Below are 20,121 nucleotides of genomic sequence, written 5' to 3'. Positions count from 1 at the left end.
TCAGTTCTTTTGGTGTTTCGTTCTCTTGGCTTGCCGACGCACGCTGACGGCGACCCCGATGCGCTCCAAGGGAGTAAAGCCTTCCTCGAAGAGGGCATTTAGAAAATAGGGAAAGCGTTGCCGATCACGTCGCAGCGCCGCTTCAAAGACATTGCGAGAGAGGTGCCAAAGTTCTCTAATGATAAACTTAAAGAATGCGCCCAAGCGCAGATCATAATTATTCTTTACTTCGTCAAACCTTAGCGTTCCTTGGGAGAGGCCGTTCGCATAACGGGACCGAACAATAAACCAAAGGCCAAGCTTTTGCTTTCTCACCATATGTGAAACAGCCAATGCGGGGTCAAACAGCCGCGTGGCCTTGGGATCATGCAAAACAAGACGCTTCTGGAAATCGACCTCCTCAGCATACCCCAAGCGATTGCCGGACATGCCAAATGCCGCGTCAAACCCCCCCAACTCCTCTAATTTACTGCGCATTATAAACATGTTACCGCCATCGATAAACTGCTCCGCCCCAAGCGCCCGCATTTCCTGTCCGGCAGACTCCACCGTACTGAAATAGGAATCACGTGCCCAGGCCGGCCTCTTTCCCTCGAAATGGCAACTGTATGGCCCCCCCATCATTTCCGGGCGGGCGTCGCGGGCATGTCGCTGAGCCACGAGCAGCCAATCCCTAGGCACCAAACATTCGTCGTCGAGGTAAGCGACGTAAACTCCACGAGCCGCGCGATAGCCGTTATTGCGGGCATGAGAGAGGCCCTGTTTCGGTTCATGGGAATAGACGAAGTTTGTCAGGCGCTTCGCCGCAGCCGCACACACTGATTTGGTCTCGTCATGCGAATTGTTGTCCACAACAATAACTTCAAAGCACATCGGGTCGGCGGCCTGTTCCGTCAAACTCTCCAGGAGCGTCTCCAGTAATTTAGCGCGGTTGTACGTGCAGACTACAACGGAGAAAAGAATTCCATTTTCAGAATCTGTTTTTTTCTCTATAGGTTGAGCCCTAGTCAATGAATCGACCTTTCCTGCCGAGGGGAAGGTGGTTGCTTGCTTTCCGCCAAACTCTCTCCATCAGAGTCTCGCGCGTCGATGGAAAAATAAGCCCAAGGCCCACCAATCGCGACCGTTCGCAGTCCGTGATGTCAAGAGTTTTTTCAAACGCACTGAAGAGACGCCGCAGCAAAGACAATGCAGCGGCCTTATGCTCTTCAATGATACCGTCATCGTGCCCATGGACGAGTCTGCGCAGTACCTCTACCTCAGACAAAGTCACTTTTTCGACCTTAAGCAAGGCCGCCATCTGCCGAGCGGATATCTCATCGCTGATCCGCTGTTGTTGGACGCGTCGCCGAGTGCTGATCGCGTGAGGATGTGTGCGCCAGGATACCAGAGGGGCCTCAAGATTCGCGACGCGTGTATACGGCATGATCCGGGCCCAGAGATCGAAATCTTGGCTGAAAGCCAGGGCCTCGTTGTAACCGCCGACACGGTCGATAAGGTCGCGCCGCACCATAACGGCGCTGTGACAGAAAGGATTGTGGAAAAGGCCGAGCCAGCGCAGAGTCGTATCGCTCGTTTCAAGGGTTTCTGTTTTCAAATGATTGCCATCGACGTCGATGACATCGTAACTGGACCCCACCAGCCCTAAGTGATCATTCTCCGAAAACGCGCGAAATTGCGTTTCCAAGCGGGAAGGATGGCTTAGGTCATCTGCGTCCTGCCGGACGATGAATGGGCTCCGCGACGAAGACAGGGCGACGTTCAGCGCTGGCGTGAATCCGAGATGTCGCTCTGGCGAGATGACTTGAACACGGCTGTCGAGACGGGCATGTTCCGCAAGGATCGCGGGTGTTGCATCGGTGGATCCATCATCGACGATGATGAACTCGAAATCCTCGAAGCTCTGGGTCAGGATGCTGTGGATCGCCGTGGCGAGGTAAGGCTCTCCGTTATGAACGGCCATGACGACGGAGGCGGCGGGCGTCATGTCGGATGCGCCTCGGCCCATATCTCGCCCCAATTCACGCGCTGATCCGTGATCGTCAGGTTGGCCAAACTGAGTTCTTCGGCGAATTCGTCAAGCCGGTACTCAATGTAATGGGTCGTGTCCAACCGCCACTCCACACCAAGTTCCTTTTTCAGCGGCACCCGCCAATCGCGCTCGAAGGTGGGGACCCGCAAGAGAATGCGGCGCGCGCCGGTGGAGCCCATGGCGCGGCGCAGGAATGCTGGTCGCTCCGGCAGGTGCTCAAGCACGTTGGACATCACCACGGTGTCGAAGCGGTCGTTTGGAATCTCTTCCAAGGCATCTCCCACCACATACGTGATGTTGGGATGGGCGTGATTGCGGCGCGCTGCTTCGATGTGGACCGCCTCCAGGTCGATCGCCGTGACCAGAGCCCCGGCCCGTTCGGCCATGCTCAGCGCGAGCGCGCCGTTGCCGCAGCCGATATCAAGGACGGTTTCCCCTTCTGCCAGACGCTCAACGAAATAGTCGTGGTAGCGGATATGACGGTGCTTGCTGTGCAGGCCGTCGCCATAGGCCACGGATTGCCGACCTTGGTGAACGTAGAGGAAGGCATCCAGACGGAACAGAAACTCCAAGGCTTCTCGCGGCGGCAGAGCGTCCAGCCGCTCGGATATAAGCGATTGCAGGTGCGCTTCAAAATCCTCCTGCTTCGTCTTCGACAAGGCCCGGCTTGTGGCACGAGCCGAGGGGGACGGCTTGGCCACCAAGCGCTCGAAAACGGAGCCAAGGCGACGTTTCGTGCTCATTCGCGCAGACATGGTTCATTCCAATCAGCCAAGATGTTCCGGTACAGATCCACATACGCGTTTCGTTGCTGTTCCGGCCGATAGCGCTTTTCCGCCAAACAGCGAGCGTTCTTCCCGATGTGGCACCGTAGACTTGGGGAATTCAAGAGACCGATAGCGGCACGGGCCATTGCGATGGCGTCGGCACGATCGACAAGGACGCCGGCTGCCGTAGCTTCGTCTTCGCCAGCGACCGACCCCGTTGATAGGGTGGTGAGCGCGGGAAACTGATCCTTGATGCCGCCGACGGCCGTGGCCACGACCGGCAAGCCGGACGCCAGCGCTTCGAGAACAGCGATCGGGAAGTTCTCCGCGTGTGCGGCATGAAGGTAGAGATCGGCTGCGCGAAAAGCCTCTGGCAATAGGTCCGAGTAAGACGGTATCCTTAATGGCCACTCGACAATGTTATCAGCTTTTTTTGGGTGACCGTCACCTCCAAGAAGTAAGAATACAGGCGGAGGAGTGTCTTTAGGGAGGTAACGTGAAAACTCCACAACGGCTCGTCGAACGGTCTCAACGTCCTTCATGGGATTTTTTGTCCCACCCGACGCCGCGAACAAAAATATATGATTGTCTTGAGGAAGACCAAGACGCTGCCGCGCCTGCCCAGGGTCGCCCGGGCGAAATCGACCAACATCGACGCTGTTGGGAATGGTGGCCCAACGGTGGACCGCCGCAGCAAGAATGGATGCTTTTGCCCTTTCCAGAAGCCAATGAGATGGCGAGACAACAGCCACATTGCATTGTGAATAAATCTGTTGCTTTCGAAGCCAATTGTCTGCCGTCGCATCGCGCCGTACGGCAGGATAGGTTTCTAGATCAGGGCACTGTCCACAGCCATGAAACAGTCGCTCACATGTTTTGCTATTGCTGCAGTGTCCGGTCATCAGCCACTCGTCGTGAAGCGTAATGACGACCGGGATGCGGCGGCTCAGGTCAGGGAGAATTGTCAGGTCGAAGTAATCGCCGTGAACATTGTGGATGTGGAGAATGTCATAATTTTCTTCTGTGTCGTACAACAGGCGATGGGAGCCCGGCCAGTCGAAGCACTCGCGACCCTTCCACCAGTCCGCCAGGCGACGGCGACGCGCCAGTCTGCGCACCCAAACACGGGCGCGTCCGGGGCCAGGGAAACGCCCGGCGAGCGGCGCAAGCCGATGGTCCAGTTTTCTGAGAACGCTCTGATACGTGCCGTCAACGGGATCGGTCAATTCGATCAGGTCGATGGCATCAGACGCGGACCGGGGTGTGGCGGTGCGCCCTTCGCGTCCGACGGCCAGGCCGGCGGAGTGGCCCGCGTTCCGAAGGTCCTTGACCAAGTCAAGGGCCACGCGCTCAGCCCCGCCGCCGACATCGGTCGAGTTGACATGCAGCACACGCAGCGGGCCCTGTCCCTGTGCGTTTCGGCTCACGACGGCTTCGCGACTGCGGCCTTGCGGCGCGTTCGCGTCCATCACATCCATCGCCGCACACCTGTGACGAGGCGCTGTTTCACTCCACGGAGACGACGGATGATCCTTATTCCCAGATCGGTCAAAGTCCTTGACGAGATACCGCGACTGAGGAAGAACCGTCCCAACCGGTAACGCGGCGAGTTCAAAAGGTGATCCACATCATCCATGGGGCGCAGGGCGTATGCTGACTCTGGCTTCTTGAGTTCGCCCCAGAGGTCTTGGAACGCTGGTGGGTGTGGGCCGTGATATCGCTCCAACCAGCTTGGGTACTCGTAGACATTGTGCACCCGGTAGGGGCTCTTCAGTCCAAAGAACGCGGTGTTCGCCCATTCGACGGCCCCCGAGCGCGCGGCCCAGTCCGCCGCACCATAGTATTCGCACTTTTCCTGAACTTGCTTCGGCAACAATAGGGAGTAATGGTAAAGAACAATCCCCTTCTGCGAAAGGTCATAGCCAGATATCACATGACCGGAAGAGATGTCCTTGCCGGTTTCATCACAGACTGTGGGAGGTCTATGGGAAACGTATTGAAAGCCGGGACCCCACCGGAACAGGCGGCGGTATATTTCAGCTCCACTCTTCAAATACCAGCCATCAGCCACAACGTTCGGCGCGCCCCAGAATGTAACTTGCTTGAAGGTGACCATGGAAACTGGGGGGTCCGTAGCCAGCATGGACCGGATCGCCTCTATATTTTCAGGCATATAATACTCGTCGACATCGACTTGCCACAGATACGTGCCGGTCGCTCGCTTGGCGTAGGCTCTGCTCTGTTCGTGCTTTTCGCCGGGCCAAAAGCCGTTGGGGTGCCCCTCATCTTCAGCCGTGACGATCTTGATCTTGCCTTCTGGATCATTCTCCTGCGCAATCGCACGCAGTGTTTCGAGCGTGCCATCGCGCGAATGGCCATCATGAGTGGCGATTGCTGCCGCAGCGAGGGCCGCGCCTTCAACGACGATAATCTCATGGGCATGAGGGTAAAGAGCGGCAATCGTGTGCCTGACGAAAGGCTCCCCGTTCAACACGATGATGCCGAAGGTGAAGCGAACTCCCTCCTGTTTGACGACCATATCCCATCAACTCTCTAAGGTGTTGTGTCGCAAAATCAGGTGCCTTTTAGGCTTTCGTGGGGCGAGGTTTGTCGTGCGTCCCGTCTTGCCTTTAAATGCGGTTCGTGACTGGCAACCGACATGGTACCGTTCCCTCCCGCGACAAGACGCGGCCCAAGGCGTTCGGCCGTTGCCGTGTGTTCTGGTTCGGGGCGCCTTGAAGCTGGGGCCAGCCCGTCCGTGGTTGGAGGTATACTCCCGTATATCTCGGCGCGTCCCCACCCAGGAGACGGTCCCGGATCGGTCCCGCATCTCCGCCGAATTTGCAGCCCCGCGTTTCCGGTGAGGTGCTCGGCCTGTTGCTCAACCTCCAGACCACAGTTGAATGATGCCGGGAAGAGAGGTAGCGTCTTGCCTACGGCGAAGACAGATTTGCGGTGGCTACAGTTGACGGGGCTGCGCTTGTTGAGAACCGTGGACGGATATGTTGGCACGACGGCTCCCCCGTCAAGCGCCTGTGTTGTTCTTTACGGCTATATTATTCTCTGTCTTCAGGTCCCACAAACCATGTGCTCCCAGGGTGCTGCGTCACATTAGTGGCGCGTATTCTACTTTACGGTTTACCGCAATCACCCGAATAAAGGCAAGTTTGATGCTCGACAGATTGAGACGTCGTCTGGGGCTACTTCAGGAACGGGAACGCCCGGATTCTGCCCCGCCGCTTGGTGGCCTTCTGACGCGAATCCGGGGCCTCGAACCCGGCGATATTGCCATCGATTGCGGGGCCAACGTCGGCTTGGTCACACAAGCGATGGCCGATAGCGGGGCAACCGTGCACGCCTTCGAACCCAATCCCAGCGCGTTCTCAGTCTTGCGGCAGAAGATGGCGGACCGGCCCAACGTAACCTTGCACAACGCGGCCGTATCGACACACGACGGAACGGTGCGCCTGTATCGCCACGAGTCGGCGCACGAGGATCCGGTGCACTGGTCGGTCGGCTCATCGGTCATTGAGGACAAGGTCAACGTCGACCGCGAGTCCTATGACGACGTCCAGGCCATTGATCTCGACCGGTTCCTGGGTGATCTGGGGCGCCCCGTGGCGTTGATGAAGATGGATATCGAGGGGGCCGAAGTCGCCGTGCTGGGCAAATTGATCCAGAGCGGCAGGATTCGCGGCATTGGAACCGTGCTGGTCGAGACCCACGAGGCCAAGATTCCGTCCTTGCGCGAACCCACGGCGGAGCTACGCGGCTGGATTGAGCGCGAGGGCCTTGACAACGTGAAGCTGGATTGGATCTGACGGCCACGGACGTCAGCGGGAAGCAAAAACGCTTATGCTGGCCGGCGCGTCCAGATGGCGTAGCCGCTGGTGGGACGGGGCAGCAATGGGTCCACCCGTCGCGCCATGCCGAAGGCTGTGGCATAGGCGCGCAGGGCCTTGGGGCCCTGGCGCAGGCGTGGCAGCCACGGGCGTCCGGCGCGCCCACGCCAATGGTCGTCTGGCCCGCCCTTGCGCAGCCAATCATGAAGGATCAGGCGGGTGATGCCCGCCTCTAGGGTCCCGATCCACACAGCGTGGAGCGCGAGCGAGGGGAGGCCGCCGAGCCGCGCCATTCCCGAGACCTCGAACCCTGCTGCCTCGAAAAGCCGGCACAGGGTATCCGGATCGTAACGCCTCCAGCCATGATAGCCGTAAAGCACGATTGATCCGGGCGCCGGAACCAGATGCAAGCCCAATCCCCCCGGGCGGGTCGCGGCGTGTAGCTTGGCGACAGCGGCCGTGTCGTCGGCGATGTGCTCTAGAGCCGATGAACTGAAGATGAAGTCGAAGTGTGCGTTTGGGAGGTCGAGGCTTTCAATCATGCCTTGTCGGAAGGTCGTGTTGAGGCCACCCTGTGTCCCGGCGAAGCGTTGCCAGTCGTCGGAAGTGGCGATATCGACGCCGAGGTACTCGCCGACGATGCCACGTTGGCCTAGAAACGCGGCGTAATGTCCGCGTCCACAACCGACATCCAGAACCGCCACGGACCGGCCGGCGAAGGGAGTGATCGCCTCCGCCAGGATCGCATCGCTATAGATTCTGAGCGGCGAGTCGCCGCGTTCGGACCGTAACGCGTCGCTGCGCTGGAGCATGTGCAGAGGGGGGCGCGCTTGGCTGCCGGCTTCGGCGCGGAGTTGCCGGCGTGCGTGGCGCAGGTAGCGGTGTCGCTCATCTTGGCCCATGGGTAGATCGCCGTTGGGCGAAGGGTGGCCGCCTGCCTCCGGTGCGGCGACCGTTGCGAGCGTGTGCAGCTCGTTTTTTACAACTAGGTCCAGTGAGAAGCGGGACAGGACCGAGGCGCGCGCGGCGCCGCCGAGGCGGCCCGCCAGAACAGGGTCCGCGACGAGGCGGTCGAGCGCGTGGCGTATACTTGCGCCGTTCGGTTCGCAGAGAAGGGCGTTGACCTCGTCCTCGACCATTTCGGCGATGCCTGGAACGGCAGTGACGACGCAGGGCAGGCCGGTGCTCATGGCCTCGATCAGGACCTTCGGGTGCCCTTCGAACAGCGATGGCAGCACGAATCCGCTGCAGCCGTGCAGGAAGGCAGGCAGCTCGTGGTTCTGCATCGGTGGCCGAAACTCAACCGGCAAGCGCTCGGTTTCGGCGCGCTGTCTCAGGTGATCTTCCAACTCGCCGGCGCCGACCAGAACGAGTTCGCCCTGGAACCCCCGAAGTCCGTCGAACAGCGCATCAAGGTTCTTCTGTGGTGCCAGTCGGCCGACGAAACCGATGCGCCCAGGCACGGCGTTCGCCGGGTCTCCCGGCGCGAAGAGGTCGGCGTCGACATAGTTCGGAACAACCACGATTTTCTCGTCCGGCAGACCGTAGCGCTCCATCGCCGTTCGGCGCATGGCCGGCGTCGTGACCACGATTCGGGTCGCGGCGACGAAGATCCGGCGTTCCAGGTTGCGCGCGTCGCGCGCGTCGGGGTGGTCCTTTCCGCGCATGCGCTCGATGAATTCGGCATGAAGGTAACCGTTGCGCGCCACAAAAGGGGCGCCAAGCATCGCGGCAGCTTCGGCGGCCAAGTCGCCACCGGGCAACTGATTGGTCTTGACGATGATCTGCCGGCCCTTCGCCGACTGAAGAATCTGCTCGGCCAGATCCGCTGCTCTCCACCCCGCCGCGCGGCTTGGGACGAGGATATCGATGCCGGGCAGTCGCTGCGCATAGCTTTGATCGCTGGCGTTGCCGTGGCTGACAATCGTGATGCCGCCGAGATGCGGGGTCAGCCGGCGGTAGATCTCGATCTCGCGGCTGAGATGCCCGCCCTTCTCCCAGGCGGCCAGCGACATCCCCTTCGTCATGGTGACGACGAGGTAGAGACGGCGAAGACGCGACATCGCGACCGGGGTCATGGGGGGCTCGGGATCGGCAGATTGCAGTGGCGCAGAATACGCTCGGCGCGGCGACGATAAGTCCAGTCCTCGGCCCGCGCCAGGGCGGCCACCGTCGGGCTGTTGGCGCGGGCCGGAGCATCCAGCACGCTTGAGATGGCTCTGGCCAGATCGGCGCCGTCGTCCGGAGCGGCGAACCGGACCATTTCGTCGTCAAGCCAGTGCCGCAACGCCGGAATGTCGGAGGCCACCACCGGGGTTTCGGCCATCATGTATTCGCCAAGTTTGACCGGGCTGGTCCAGGCGGCGGATGGATGGTGGGCCGACGGCGGTAACAACAGAACGTCGGCATGCCAAAGATAGGCGGGAACGGCCCGGTGCGGGACCTGCCCATGCAGAACGACGTTCTGAAGGCCCATTTTAGCTATCTGCGCGGCCAAGCGCTCCCGATCCGAGGGAAGCCCTCCGACCAGGTGAAACCCGACATGCGGAAGACGCGCGGCGGCGGCGAGCATGGCGTCGGTGCCCTTGTAGGGGTAGAGGTGGCCAGTATAGACCACCCGCGGACGAGGCCAACAGGCGAGAGGGTCCGCGGGCAGGCGGGGCGGCCGCCGAAACAGGCGCTCGTCCACTGCATCCGGCTCGACGATGATCTTGCCGGCCAGCGCACCCTTGCCCACATAGCTCTCGGCAAGGACCGGCGAGATGGTCACCAAACCGCGCAGGGCCGGACGGTTGGTCGCCCCCAGGAGCGCCAGAAAGTCAGGGTCTTCGTTGTCCGGGTGAGCGTGGCTTTCGACCATGGTGGGTAAGCCCAGGCGCGCGCTCAAATACGGAAGCACATAGTTTCGGGCAAAGACCATGCGCGCGCCCCGGCGCAGCCCGCCGGCAAGCGTCGGCAGGGCGAAGGCCCAGCGGTGCCCCACGGGCCGACCTCGAAACCGGGCCGACGTCTGCAGCCATGTCACCGGTGAGGAGATGCCATACACCTCGTTGAGCGCCGCTTCCTCACACCGTCCATCCGGTGGGGAGACGCACCCGATCACGACCCGGTGACCCAGCCGGGCGAAGCCCTCGGCCATCTTCACCGTATTGATGGCGTGCGCCAGAGAAGAGCCTGCTTCAAAACCGCCGGCAACGAGCAACGCGGCGGTCATTGCTCCGCCCCGCCCTCGGACTGGCCGCCGTCCAGGCGGTACAGCCTGACCATCTCGATTTGATGGTGACGCAGAATGATGTCCGGTTCCGTCTCGCGCACCCACGCCACGAGAGGGTGCCAGTCCGGCGCGCCGAAGGTCAGTTTGGGCAGGGACACGAGCCAGTCGTAGTCCACCAAGTCTTCCGGCGAAACGGGCGCGCCGAGGTGTTCTCTCGGGTGATAGTACATGGCATTATTCTCGCCCGTGAACATACCGATCCGCGCATCGGGGCCGGTTCGTTCGACGATCAACTGGACGGCTTCCTTCACGCCTTCGCCCTCGGCCACCAATTCCCGGAAGCTCGACTCTTGCGGATCACTGACCCAGGGCCAGAGGTACATCGCCGGGTAGGGCCACCAGATCAGGCTTGTGGCCCCCCCCGCCGACAGCAGGACGACGGTGGCCAATACCCGCAGGCGCCCCCGCGCGTTGACGCGCCGGGCGATCCAGTCGGTCAGGGCGCTGACGGCGACCCCGGCGAAGAGCGCGACGACCGGCAGCACGAAGAGGAAGTTCTTAAGGTTCTTGCGCCCCGGGGGAACGCTGAGCAGCAGCAGGATAACGCCCCCCCAGACGATCAGAACGAGCGCCGCGCGCCGATCCCGACGCCAGAGCAGCGCAATGCCGACCAAGGCGAATGCCAAGACCCAGGGCGTCAGGTGCTGCGGGCTGCGCAGCAGATAGAACCAGTGGGAGACCGGCATGCGGGTGCCGGCTTCTCCCTGAACATGCGGCGTGGCCAGGACCGTCTTGACAATCTCGACGAGGCCGAGCAAAGGATTTGGCCAGAGGTTCGGATAGCTGACCAGGAAAAAGGTCAGCGCCACGCAAGCCCAGATCCAATCCGAACGATCAATGAGATGCCAGAGCGCCCAGCGGGGTCGATGCTCAGGTAGCCTCACGGGAGGGCCATATAACAGCCGAACGGTCAGAATCGCGGGGACCGCGAAGAGCCCATAGGGGTTTGTCGCCAAGGCGGCGCCAAACGCAACAGCCGAGAGGACACTCGGCAGGGGGCGGCCCGTCACGCGCCCCTGCAGATAGCCGAGCACCGCGATGGTTATCAGGGTCACGGCGGCAAGGTCTATGCGGGCCAGACGGCTGAACCCGACCGCGATCGGTTCGACGGCAAGAATAGCCGCCGCGAACAGGACGGCTTGTGTCCCGACCAGAGTCCGTCCCCACGCGAGAACGCAGCCTATCATCAGCAGCCCGAACGCAATTCCTGGCACACGGGCCGCCTCAATCCGACTCAACAGATCGACGCTCCACGAGGAGGCGCCGTCCGCCAACAGGATCTGCGACAGCCCCATCGTGAGCGCTGGGACGACCCCGGGATGAGGTGCGGGCATGACGACATCGAAAGGCCACCCGGACAGAGTCCAGGGTTCCCCGCGCAGGTCGACAAAGGTGGGCTGCCAGAAGACGGGAAGCGCCTCGACCTGAGCCGGGGCAAAGGGCCCCAGGAGACTGACGACGTAGCGCATTGACCGCTCGTGCCAGACCGTCTCGTCGTTCTGCAGGCCCGGGAGCCCCAGATCCGCCGCACGCAAGGCTATCGCAGCAACCGTGAGCAACAGAATGCAGACGAATACAGACCATGTTCGCACGGTCGCGTCCGGTTGTTGCGTCGGTGCCATTGTCATTGTTCTTTCCTTTGGAGGGCGTAGTGACGCGCATAAATCACGGCGAGCCCAACCAAGCCAGTCACCATCGCAGCGATTAACTGGAGCACGCGAAGCGCGATTGCGGTTGCTGCGGCGCGCCCCACATCAACGTCGGCGACATAAACAAGAACCAGCGTCCAGCTTCCCTCAACGATGCCAAACCCGCTGATCGAAAGCGGAATCCAGGACGTCATCAGGACAAGACTGACCATGACCGCCATGGTCAGGATCGCCGTTTCGACCCCCACACCGACAAGCACGATGGCCTGGCAGAAAACAGTTCCGCCGTAGACCAGACAGGTGGCGAGTGCGGCGCGCATGATCGCGTTCGTTCGGGCAACGTCCTCCAGATGTGCCGCCGCCTCGTCGGCAACGACCATCATCCGATCATACAGCGGCCCCAGCTTGGCGGGCAATGCGGGCAGAACGGCTGAGAGCATCCGCTGGGCGAAACGAATGAGCGTGCCGCCTCGAATCAGAACCACCAGAGCAGCGAGCATCAACGCCGTGAGAGCGACGGTGCTGATCGTCGTATCCATGGATTCGCGAAACCGTAGGACGAGGAGCGCTGTGCCGCCGAAGAGCACGACGGCCAACAGGTCCATGAGTCGTGCTGACAAGAGGCTGCTCAGACCGTGGCTCACCGGACGCCCGAAACACTGGCGAAGGAGAAAAGGCCAAGTCAGTTCGCCGAGCCGAAAGGGCACGACTTGGGTAAGACCGTTGTGCGCAAGGGTAGCGGGGAACAGAGACATAGATTTTATCGCTTCGCCCCCAACCAGGGCGCTGAAGCGAACTGATCGCGCGTAATTCACCAGCAGATATGCAAGGAAGAACGTTGCCATGCTCAACGGGGCCATAGCCTGCAACGTCGTTTGGATTTCGCTGAACGTCGTCAAAGACAGGACAGCGAACAGCCCCGCACTCGACACGATCACGGCTATGATCAGTCTTCGCACGAGGACTTCCTTATCTCACTCACGGTGATGACCGAGGCCGAGACCATATCGCCGATCTTGGCCACCCTAGGTGACCACCCGCGTCAAGGCGCCGTGCAAAGAGTCGAGCACGCGGTCTTGCTCTTGCAGGGTCATCTCGGGAAACAGCGGCAATGAAATCAGGCTGGAACAAAGGCTCTCCGTGGCCTGCAAATCGGTTCGCGGATCGCGGCGCGATAGGTAATACGGTTGCTTGTGTACCGGCGGATCGAAGTGCACGCTGGCCCCGATGCCTTCGCGGCGCATACGCGCGAGCACGCCGTCTCGTCGGTTCGCCGGGATGCGAACGGAATAAGTCTGGTAGACGTGAGTGGCGCCCGGCGCCACCGCGGGCGTTTCGACCATGGCGTCGAACTCTGCGATGCGCTGATCGTACCGCTCAGCCAGTTCGCACCGGCGGCGATTCATCTCCGGCAGGCGCTTCAACTGCTCGAATCCGATGGCAGCCAGGACATTGGACAAACGATAGTTGTGCCCGGCCCGCTCGGCCGCTCGCAGCCAGGGGCGCTCCGCGCGTTCGCGGGCCAGGGTCGTCGACGCGATGCCGTGTGACGCGATGGCACGGGCACGTTGTTCAGTTCCTGCGTCGAAGCAGGTGAACATCCCGCCCTCGCCCGTTGTGATGTTCTTTGTGGGAAAGAACGAGAAGCAGCCGATCCCGAAGGAGCCGACAGACCGTTCTTGCCATGTGGCGCCAAGCGTCTCGGCACTATCCTCGATCAGAAGCAGGCCATGGCGGCTGCAAAGTTCGACGATCCCGTCCATCTGGCAGGGCTGGCCCCCGTAATGAACCACGATGACTGCTTCCGTTCGCGGCGTAATCGCAGCCGCGACGGTTTCAGCCGTAACGTTCCGGGTGGCAGGGTCGATTTCGCAGAAGTGCGGTGTCGCGCCGCTGGTCACAATGGCATTGGCCGTAGCCACCCACGTGAAGCTTGGAGTCACGACTTCTCCGCCGATGCCATGAGCCTTCAGCGCCAGTTCAAGCGCCGATGTACACGAATTCAGCGAGATCGCATGCGGCGCGCCGGTCAGTTGCGAGAACGCTTCCTCGAAGCGCTGGTTAAACGCGCCATGGGCCAGCCAACCGCTCCGCATGGCCTCCGTCGCCGCCGCGATCTCCGTCTCCGTGATACTGGGACGACAGAGCGGTACGTGCTGCACGTCCACTGTGTCGCGAGAGCTATTGACGGCCATAGGGGGCGTCTCCTGCAACTATCATCTAATTGAACGCGCCGAGCTACCAGACGGAGTCCGCACAAGATCGTAGTACCCCCGCTTCAGTCGGAATAGGAAGCGGATCACCTCGGGCAGGCCCAGCAATAGCTTTTTGAAGGGGCGGTATTTCGACTCTCCGTATCGCCGGCTTCGATGCCTGACGAGGACCTCGCGTACATGCCCCTCTCCGCGCCGCATCGCGATCAGCGGCAGGTAGCGGTGGTCGTTCTTACGAAACGGTACGTCTTTTACCAAGGCAGTGCGGAAGCAGACATAGCTGCCACTATTGGAGTGAAGCGGCGTATCGAAGATCAGCATGATCATGATGTCGTACACGGCGGAAGCGAGTCGAAGCAGTCGCCTGTGCCGTCGGCACTCCCTCAGTCCCATGACAAGATCGGCGCCCTCTCGCATTGGCTCGACGAATTTCACGAGGTCGGCCGGAGAGTCCTGCAGGTCTGCATCCATTCGGATGATGTACGGCGCGTGCGCGGCAGCAAACGCGCTCCGGTAGCACTCCGTCTGACCGCCTCTGCGCGCCAGTCTGAGCAGGCGAAAACCCTCGTGCGACGCCGCGAAGCGTTCGACCATGTCCGCGCCGTCGTCCGTCGATGCGTCGTCGACCAGAAGCGTCTCGCAGGTCAATGGAAAGTCCGTCAGGGCAGCCTTCAGTTCGTCGAGTAGTTGTGGGAGCGAGTCCCGCTCGTTGTGAAAGGCGATCACGATCGAAACGTCAGGACGCTCCGTCATCGACGACGCTCCGACCGGTGCAGGTGAAGCGTCATGAAGGCTGCGTCGAGCCGAAAACCAAGGGATTCATAAAGACGAATCGCTGGAAGATTGTGTGCCTGCGTTCCTACGCGACCATACCGATAATCGGCGCGCCGGCAATGTCGCACGAAAGCTCCGATAAGGGCTCGCCCATGCCCATAGCCACGCGCGTGGGGAGCGACAGCGATCAGATCCAGCCGCCCGCCGGGTTCGGCCCCGTCCAGGCGTCGGCAGGCGACGAAGCCACTGGGGCCTCTCTCGGGATCAACCGTGCAATAGACCGCTTCCGCGCGTCCATCTAATGAGTTCGCCAGCCAGCGCCTGCGGGACTCGTCGGCCTGAGCCTTGGGGATGGCGGGATCGAGATGCAGGCGGGAACTCGTGAAACCGCTAGACGCGATGGCTTTCAGCGCCGAGCGGTCGGCTGCACCCGCGAGGCGCAGGCCGTGCGTTGGACCGTCGGGTTCGTCGGAGGCCGTCGCTTTCATGTTGATCTCGAAATCCAAGTAGCATTCGATCATGCGAAATCCGCTTTCTTCGAGAGCCTGGATTCCATTCACATCATCCGCGCGAAGTCGGCAACTGACGAGGGCCGGTGTCCCATCAACCCCGAAGTTAGCCAGAAGCGCCTCAAGCGGCGCGTCGGCCGCAGTGGCGGTCGCCTCTGTAGGAGCGAGCTTCAGGTCATAGGCCGGCTTGCCCATGATATCCGACAGGAAACTGTCGAGCACCAATGTCGCCCCGCCGCGCGAAAAATCGCGCGGGATTCCTCCGGCATTTCGCTCTGCGGACGTCATGTTTTGCTCGTCTCAGCCACCCGCGCGAAAAGGGGGTTGTGCCGCCGCGCGAAGTCTACGTACTCGTCGACGCCACGTTGCAGGGAATAGACCGGCTCGAAGCCGAGCAGACGCTGCGCCTTTTCGATCGACAACGTGCCCCGTCGGGGCCGAAAGGCATCGCGTTCCTTTATGGTGTAGCGAAGGCCCGGAAAGTGCGTTTTCAAGGCCTCGACGTAATCAACCAGTCGTTGCGCTTGACCGAAGGTGATGTTGAAGGTCTCGGCAGCGGCAGCCGGATGGGTTCCAGCCAGCACGAAGCCATGCGCTACGTCCTTGACGTAGGTGAAGTCGAGCGTCTCGTCCTCTCCCGCAACTTCGATCATCTCGCCGGCGATCGCCTTTTCCAGGAAGATCTGGCTGACACGGCGGTTCATATCTGTCGGTCCGTACACGGCCGATGGCCGAACAATGGCCACCGGGACGTTGTAGAAGCGGCCAAGGCCATCGGCGATCCTTTCGCCCGCCAGCTTCATCGTCCCGTATATTTCCTTGGGCTTCGTCGGGTGTTCTTCCGTGGCTGGATCGGTGACGAAGTCGCCGTAGACCATGCTCGAGGAAGCGTAGACGACGCGCTCGGGCAGCCAGCCGTCGCGCTGCGTGAGGGTTCCGATCACCTCGAAGATGAAGGCGGTCGAATCAATACTGCCCTCGCGGGCCTCCTCGACGTTCAAATTGCTCAACTTGGCGAGCGGCAGGGCGGCCAGGTGGAAAATCAGATCCGGCCGATGACGGTCCAATAGCTGAAACAGCACGCCGACATGCTTGGCCTCGCCGCGCTCGATCACCACGCGGTCAGCGATCCCTTCAAGCCGCAGCTTCCGATAGTCCGTGAACTCCGGGCGATAGGGACTGACGTAGCGCCCGAAATGATCGAGAATGACAACGCGGTCCACATGGCCGTCCTGTATGAGTTCGCGTGCTATGTATGAGCCAATAAATCCCATACCGCCCGTAATCATCGCGGTCTTCATGGCAGATCCTGTCGTGAACGGCTGGTCGTTAGGACGTCGCAGGCCTTGTTAGCCAATCGTGCCTCGCCGAGCAAAGCCGTTTTTTGGTTGGGCGCGCAAAACAGCCCTTCGCGAAGTCTTCTTCTAGCGTTTCCGTCGAGCCAGGACCGTGACTGCGGCGTGCTGATGGCGGCGGTTTCGGTCACTGGCGGCGTCGTCAACGTTTGGATTGGAACGAACGACGTTACAGTTGACTTCATTGAACCAACCCCCAACCTCACCGAGCGTGTGGTGGGTTGCTATAGGTGCAGACCACCAGTCATACATGTGGTGCTCCGTAGGCAGAAGATTAAGATGGGGAAAAATCTTCTGATAAAGGCGGAATTTCCAGGGCTCACGCTTAAGGTAGCGGCAAAATCTTGCCATATTGCGAGCGAAACGGACTTGACTATCAATTGAGAGACGGGTCGTCACATACCGAATTGACTTGTCTAGAAATTCATAGGTCGGCAGTCCCTTGCCATAGACGTGCGCAAGTACCAGTCCGTTTGTCTTGGCTTTCATTGAAATCTTCTGCGTTGCCAATTTGGCGTTGCCTGTGTGCATAAGGACGCCAATCGAGAAGACCCGGTCAAACGTACCATCTGAAACCGGCAGCCTAAAAATGTCTCCCCTAGCAATGTGTACGTTTTTCTTGTGCCGCAGATTATTGAAGGCGCTATAGACGCCCCATCCTAGGTCCACTCCGACGACAGTGGCTCCCATCTCCGAGGCGCACTTCGAGAAACGCCCGTTGCCGCAGCCTGCATCGAGAACGAGATCGCCAGGTCGGAGGTCTTCCTTTTCGAAAAGCGACTTGCCCCAGAAGGCAGCGTGGGTGTGCTCGATCAAGCCACCGTAAAACTTCTCTTGCGCCTCCGCGACGTCGGGGTAGTCAGGAAGCCATCCCCATTGTTCATAAGTCTGCCATTCCCACCCGAACCGCTCGATGGTTCGCTCCTGCAGCGCCCCCATGTCCGCACCGTCAACGATCGCGGCATCTTCCGGAACAAGATGCGGTACGCCTTTCCGGATCGGATATCCTGCGCCACAACTTTCGCACCTTAGATCGCCTTCGAGAATATGTCCGTCAGCCTCTGGCTCGCCTCGATCCAGGACGAGGCGCTCAAAGTCCACGGGGCAGCGCAGAATGTCCAGGGCGTTCTTAAGCATGAAACATCCTCTTCATATCCGATGGGCGTCGCTCCAGCGCGCGATCGCCGCCAGGGTCAAGAGCCGCGCTGGTTTGTACGGGTGATCCGCGTCCAGCAGTGCGCCGATCCGGCGCGACCAAACGCCTTTTCGCACTAGGGACGCGTTCAGCACATCGCTGCGGGCGGCGTCCCAATCGATGCCCTCGTTGCTCGCGAGGCTGAAGCCGCGCTTGGGGTGCCCGGCCACGCGAGCGGGCACCTGCCCCTCAAGGTAGCGACGCAAGGTTGGTTTGGACGCCTGCCCTTCCTCTGCCATGAGGGGCAAGGACAACCCATATTCGACGACCCGATGGTCGAGCAGGGGTACGCGGACTTCCAGAGAGTGCGCCATGCTGGCTCTATCGACCTTGGCGAGGATGCTGTCGGTACAGAAGGTCATCAGATCGACGCGCTGCAGCGCGCGGCGCAACGGCAGGTTCGACCGGTAATGGCGCCGCAGGGGCTCCAGCATGCGTTCCTCGTCGAAGCGCAGCCCGGTGGGGGCCAACAGCGCCTCGGCTTCTTCAGGCAGGAACCGTGGGAACAGTCGCGAGGCATGGGCATGCAGCGGGGACCGCGCGGCGAAGGCGCGCCAGGCCGCGGCCGGGTCCCGTCTCGCCAAGGTGTCGGGTCGGTTGACGCGCCCGACCGCGCGGGCGGCCAAGCGGGCGTACCAGGGAGGGCGCGGGCCTCCGGGGGAGGGCGAGTTGCGGGCGTCGGTCTCGGCCTCGTCGTACCAACGGTAGCCGCCGAAGACTTCGTCGCCGCCATCGCCTGCGAGGACCACCCGATGCTTGGCGGCGACGGCTGCACTGACCCGGTGCATGGTCAACAACGCACTGTAGCCTTGGGGTTCGTCGAAATCACGCGCCACGCAGTGGGCGAGGCTGTCGATATCCACTCCGGGCAGCCGGATCGGCCTGTGAGTCAAGGACAGGTGCGCGGCTGTTTCCGCAGCGATCTCGGCCTCCTCGTCGGCTCCGCCGAAGTCGACCGTGTACGCCTCGATTCCTGTCCGGTCCAGGTGCGTCAGGCCCAGGGCAACGGCCGTGGAGTCGATGCCGCCGGACAGCAGGAGCGACACCGGCACGTCGGCCATGAGGTGCCGGGCCACGGTTGCCTCGAACAGCGCGGCGAAGCGCGTCGGCGAGTCCGCGCCGTCCAGAGCGGCCGGCGGCTCCCAGTAGCGTCGACGCCGTGCCCGTTCGCCGGGCTGCCAAGTCAGTACCGTCGCCGGTTCCAGCTTTTCAATGCCCTGCCAGACCGACAGCGGTGCCGGGACGTAGCCGAGCGTCATGACGTAAGCGAGGGCCTCTGGGGCCACCGTGGGCGACTCCGGCAGGAGGGCTCGCACCGCCTCCGCCTCCGAGGCGAACACGAAGCCGGCGCTCGTCTCGGCGAGATAGAGCGGCTTGATGCCCAGGCGGTCGCGGGCGGCCAACAGGCGCCGTTGCACTCCGTCCCACAAAACGAAGGCGAACATGCCCTCCAGGCGCTCGACGACCCCGGGACCCCAGGCCCGGTAGCCGTGCAGAATGACCTCGCTGTCGCACTCGGACGCGAAAGCGAAGCCCCCGTCCTCCAGTTCGCGCCGCAGGTCCGGAGCATTGTAGATTTCGTTGTTGGCGGCCATCGCGATGTGGCCGCAGGGGCTCACCATGGGCTGGCGGCCCGCCTCGCTCAGGTCCACGATGGCCAAGCGCCGGTGCCCCAGCCAGACGCTGCCATCAACCGATTGCCAGCAGGCGGTCCCATCGGGACCACGGTGCGCCAAACGGTCCAGAGCTGTCCTCTGTTCGTCCGCCAAAGGGCCGGCGTGAACGGTCGCGACCAAGCCGCACATTTCAGATTTCGTCGGCCCTTCGCCGGGCTGATCCGAAGAACTTGTAACCGAGTGCGCGCAGCCGGTGCCGAACCTCTGTGCGCCGCATAAATGGCAGCCAGCGCTCAAGCGGTAGTTCCGTCGGCATCAGTCTGATGTCGGTGAACCAAGGGGCTAGATCGCTTTCGACTTGGTGGATGCGCACGCGATTGCAGTGCGTGGGATCGTCGAAGAAGTAGTAACGGAATTGGTCGCGGTGACGTAGGGCCGTAAACATGTCGAAGGCCCGTTTAATGGGATAGTTCGGTGCGCCGACCGCAAATATCCCGTGGGGCTTAATGACCCGGGCAATTTCTTCGACATATCCCAAGTAGACAGAGCGCGGTATGTGCTCGATCACATTTGAGGAGAAGACCACATCGAAGTAGCGGTCCGGGAACAGCAGCTTGGGCTGAGATGATTTGAGCTCGGAAACGTTGAGACCACTTTCCCGGGCAGATTCCAGCGCCTCGGCATCGACATCGACCCCCTGCACGTTAGCGCGCGGTACGCACCGTTCGAATACTTCCATGTAACGACCCGATCCGCAGCCGAAATCGAGAACACGGAATTCTGGACCCACGATGTCGCGTGAGATCCCGCAAGCTTCCAAGACGTGTGCGGCTGTGTTCTCGTGCACGGGGGTAAAGAGCCAGGGCTTCTCGGCGTTCGCCATGGAGGAACCTCG

17 protein-coding genes are annotated in these 20,121 nt (G+C 61.5%); 1 reads left to right on the top strand and 16 read right to left on the bottom strand.

Annotated features, from left to right (window positions below; translation table 11 throughout):
• From BLS85_RS16100 to BLS85_RS16080, 5 genes are all read right to left on the bottom strand, one after another.
• Complete coding sequence (locus tag BLS85_RS16100) at positions 1-1,011, bottom strand: glycosyltransferase family 2 protein (RefSeq protein ID WP_092787766.1); 1,011 nt, start codon at positions 1,009-1,011, stop codon at positions 1-3.
• Positions 1,004-1,987 carry a glycosyltransferase family 2 protein gene (locus BLS85_RS16095; RefSeq protein ID WP_176793822.1) on the bottom strand — a complete coding sequence of 328 codons (984 nt, stop codon included), beginning with the start codon at positions 1,985-1,987 and terminating at the stop codon, positions 1,004-1,006. Before BLS85_RS16095 ends, BLS85_RS16100 begins: the two co-directional genes overlap by 8 nt.
• Positions 1,984-2,691 (bottom strand): class I SAM-dependent methyltransferase, encoded by a 708-nt coding sequence (locus tag BLS85_RS16090; RefSeq protein ID WP_176793820.1) that lies wholly within the window; start codon positions 2,689-2,691, stop codon positions 1,984-1,986. The genes BLS85_RS16095 and BLS85_RS16090 overlap by 4 nt, the downstream gene beginning before the upstream one ends.
• 80 nt (positions 2,692-2,771) lie before the next feature.
• The gene (locus tag BLS85_RS16085) at positions 2,772-4,277 is read right to left on the bottom strand and encodes a glycosyltransferase (protein ID WP_092787763.1); all 1,506 of its coding nucleotides are present in this window, start codon (positions 4,275-4,277) and stop codon (positions 2,772-2,774) included.
• A complete protein-coding gene (locus tag BLS85_RS16080) occupies positions 4,268-5,338 on the bottom strand; it encodes a glycosyltransferase family A protein (protein ID WP_092787762.1) in 1,071 nt (356 codons plus the stop codon). The genes BLS85_RS16085 and BLS85_RS16080 overlap by 10 nt, the downstream gene beginning before the upstream one ends.
• A 559-nt stretch (positions 5,339-5,897) precedes the next feature.
• Between BLS85_RS16080 and BLS85_RS16075 the strand changes: the two genes are divergently transcribed.
• Positions 5,898-6,620 carry an FkbM family methyltransferase gene (locus tag BLS85_RS16075; RefSeq protein ID WP_176793818.1) on the top strand — a complete coding sequence of 241 codons (723 nt, stop codon included), beginning with the start codon at positions 5,898-5,900 and terminating at the stop codon, positions 6,618-6,620.
• A 32-nt stretch (positions 6,621-6,652) separates the two neighbouring features.
• Here BLS85_RS16075 and BLS85_RS16070 read toward each other — a convergent pair whose 3' ends face one another.
• The 11 genes from BLS85_RS16070 to BLS85_RS16020 all read right to left on the bottom strand — a co-directional run bounded on the left by BLS85_RS16070 (position 6,653) and on the right by BLS85_RS16020 (position 20,109).
• Positions 6,653-8,719 carry a glycosyltransferase gene (locus tag BLS85_RS16070; RefSeq protein WP_092787760.1) on the bottom strand — a complete coding sequence of 689 codons (2,067 nt, stop codon included), beginning with the start codon at positions 8,717-8,719 and terminating at the stop codon, positions 6,653-6,655.
• A complete protein-coding gene (locus BLS85_RS16065; RefSeq protein ID WP_092787759.1) occupies positions 8,716-9,855 on the bottom strand; it encodes a glycosyltransferase in 1,140 nt (379 codons plus the stop codon). Before BLS85_RS16065 ends, BLS85_RS16070 begins: the two co-directional genes overlap by 4 nt.
• A complete protein-coding gene (locus BLS85_RS16060; protein ID WP_092787758.1) occupies positions 9,852-11,543 on the bottom strand; it encodes an ArnT family glycosyltransferase in 1,692 nt (563 codons plus the stop codon). Before BLS85_RS16060 ends, BLS85_RS16065 begins: the two co-directional genes overlap by 4 nt.
• The gene (locus BLS85_RS16055) at positions 11,540-12,523 is read right to left on the bottom strand and encodes a lysylphosphatidylglycerol synthase transmembrane domain-containing protein (protein ID WP_092787757.1); all 984 of its coding nucleotides are present in this window, start codon (positions 12,521-12,523) and stop codon (positions 11,540-11,542) included. The genes BLS85_RS16060 and BLS85_RS16055 overlap by 4 nt, the downstream gene beginning before the upstream one ends.
• A gap of 66 nt (positions 12,524-12,589) precedes the next feature.
• A complete protein-coding gene (locus BLS85_RS16050; protein WP_092787756.1) occupies positions 12,590-13,759 on the bottom strand; it encodes a DegT/DnrJ/EryC1/StrS family aminotransferase in 1,170 nt (389 codons plus the stop codon).
• A gap of 21 nt (positions 13,760-13,780) precedes the next feature.
• Positions 13,781-14,530 carry a glycosyltransferase family 2 protein gene (locus BLS85_RS16045; protein WP_092787755.1) on the bottom strand — a complete coding sequence of 250 codons (750 nt, stop codon included), beginning with the start codon at positions 14,528-14,530 and terminating at the stop codon, positions 13,781-13,783.
• On the bottom strand, positions 14,527-15,348 hold the full coding sequence (locus BLS85_RS16040; protein ID WP_092787754.1) for a GNAT family N-acetyltransferase: 822 nt from the start codon (positions 15,346-15,348) through the stop codon (positions 14,527-14,529). The genes BLS85_RS16045 and BLS85_RS16040 overlap by 4 nt, the downstream gene beginning before the upstream one ends.
• The gene (locus BLS85_RS16035) at positions 15,345-16,361 is read right to left on the bottom strand and encodes an NAD-dependent epimerase/dehydratase family protein (RefSeq protein ID WP_092787753.1); all 1,017 of its coding nucleotides are present in this window, start codon (positions 16,359-16,361) and stop codon (positions 15,345-15,347) included. The genes BLS85_RS16040 and BLS85_RS16035 overlap by 4 nt, the downstream gene beginning before the upstream one ends.
• A gap of 123 nt (positions 16,362-16,484) precedes the next feature.
• Complete coding sequence (locus BLS85_RS16030; protein WP_092787752.1) at positions 16,485-17,552, bottom strand: methyltransferase domain-containing protein; 1,068 nt, start codon at positions 17,550-17,552, stop codon at positions 16,485-16,487.
• 12 nt (positions 17,553-17,564) lie between these two features.
• Positions 17,565-19,415, bottom strand: coding sequence for an asparagine synthase (glutamine-hydrolyzing) (gene asnB / locus BLS85_RS16025; RefSeq protein WP_092787751.1), 1,851 nt, complete (start codon positions 19,413-19,415; stop codon positions 17,565-17,567).
• A 1-nt stretch (position 19,416) separates the two neighbouring features.
• Positions 19,417-20,109: a class I SAM-dependent methyltransferase gene (locus BLS85_RS16020; RefSeq protein WP_176793816.1), complete on the bottom strand. Its 693-nt coding sequence runs from the start codon at positions 20,107-20,109 to the stop codon at positions 19,417-19,419.
• Positions 20,110-20,121: the final 12 nt, after the last annotated feature.

Source organism: Rhodospira trueperi (assembly GCF_900101965.1).
Classification (GTDB): Bacteria; Pseudomonadota; Alphaproteobacteria; order Rhodospirillales; family Rhodospirillaceae; genus Rhodospira; species Rhodospira trueperi.
This window is presented reverse-complemented; position numbering and strand designations above follow the sequence as displayed.

Coding starts and splice junctions, on each gene's coding strand:
- BLS85_RS16095 (WP_176793822.1), bottom strand. CDS start 1,987: ATGACGCCCGCCGCCTCCGTCGTCATGGCCGTTCATAACGGAGAGCCT.
- BLS85_RS16085 (WP_092787763.1), bottom strand. CDS start 4,277: ATGGATGTGATGGACGCGAACGCGCCGCAAGGCCGCAGTCGCGAAGCC.
- BLS85_RS16080 (WP_092787762.1), bottom strand. CDS start 5,338: ATGGTCGTCAAACAGGAGGGAGTTCGCTTCACCTTCGGCATCATCGTG.
- BLS85_RS16070 (WP_092787760.1), bottom strand. CDS start 8,719: ATGACCCCGGTCGCGATGTCGCGTCTTCGCCGTCTCTACCTCGTCGTC.
- BLS85_RS16065 (WP_092787759.1), bottom strand. CDS start 9,855: ATGACCGCCGCGTTGCTCGTTGCCGGCGGTTTTGAAGCAGGCTCTTCT.
- BLS85_RS16060 (WP_092787758.1), bottom strand. CDS start 11,543: ATGACAATGGCACCGACGCAACAACCGGACGCGACCGTGCGAACATGG.
- BLS85_RS16050 (WP_092787756.1), bottom strand. CDS start 13,759: ATGGCCGTCAATAGCTCTCGCGACACAGTGGACGTGCAGCACGTACCG.
- BLS85_RS16045 (WP_092787755.1), bottom strand. CDS start 14,530: ATGACGGAGCGTCCTGACGTTTCGATCGTGATCGCCTTTCACAACGAG.
- BLS85_RS16040 (WP_092787754.1), bottom strand. CDS start 15,348: ATGACGTCCGCAGAGCGAAATGCCGGAGGAATCCCGCGCGATTTTTCG.
- BLS85_RS16035 (WP_092787753.1), bottom strand. CDS start 16,361: ATGAAGACCGCGATGATTACGGGCGGTATGGGATTTATTGGCTCATAC.
- BLS85_RS16030 (WP_092787752.1), bottom strand. CDS start 17,552: ATGCTTAAGAACGCCCTGGACATTCTGCGCTGCCCCGTGGACTTTGAG.
- asnB (WP_092787751.1), bottom strand. CDS start 19,415: ATGTGCGGCTTGGTCGCGACCGTTCACGCCGGCCCTTTGGCGGACGAA.
- BLS85_RS16020 (WP_176793816.1), bottom strand. CDS start 20,109: ATGGCGAACGCCGAGAAGCCCTGGCTCTTTACCCCCGTGCACGAGAAC.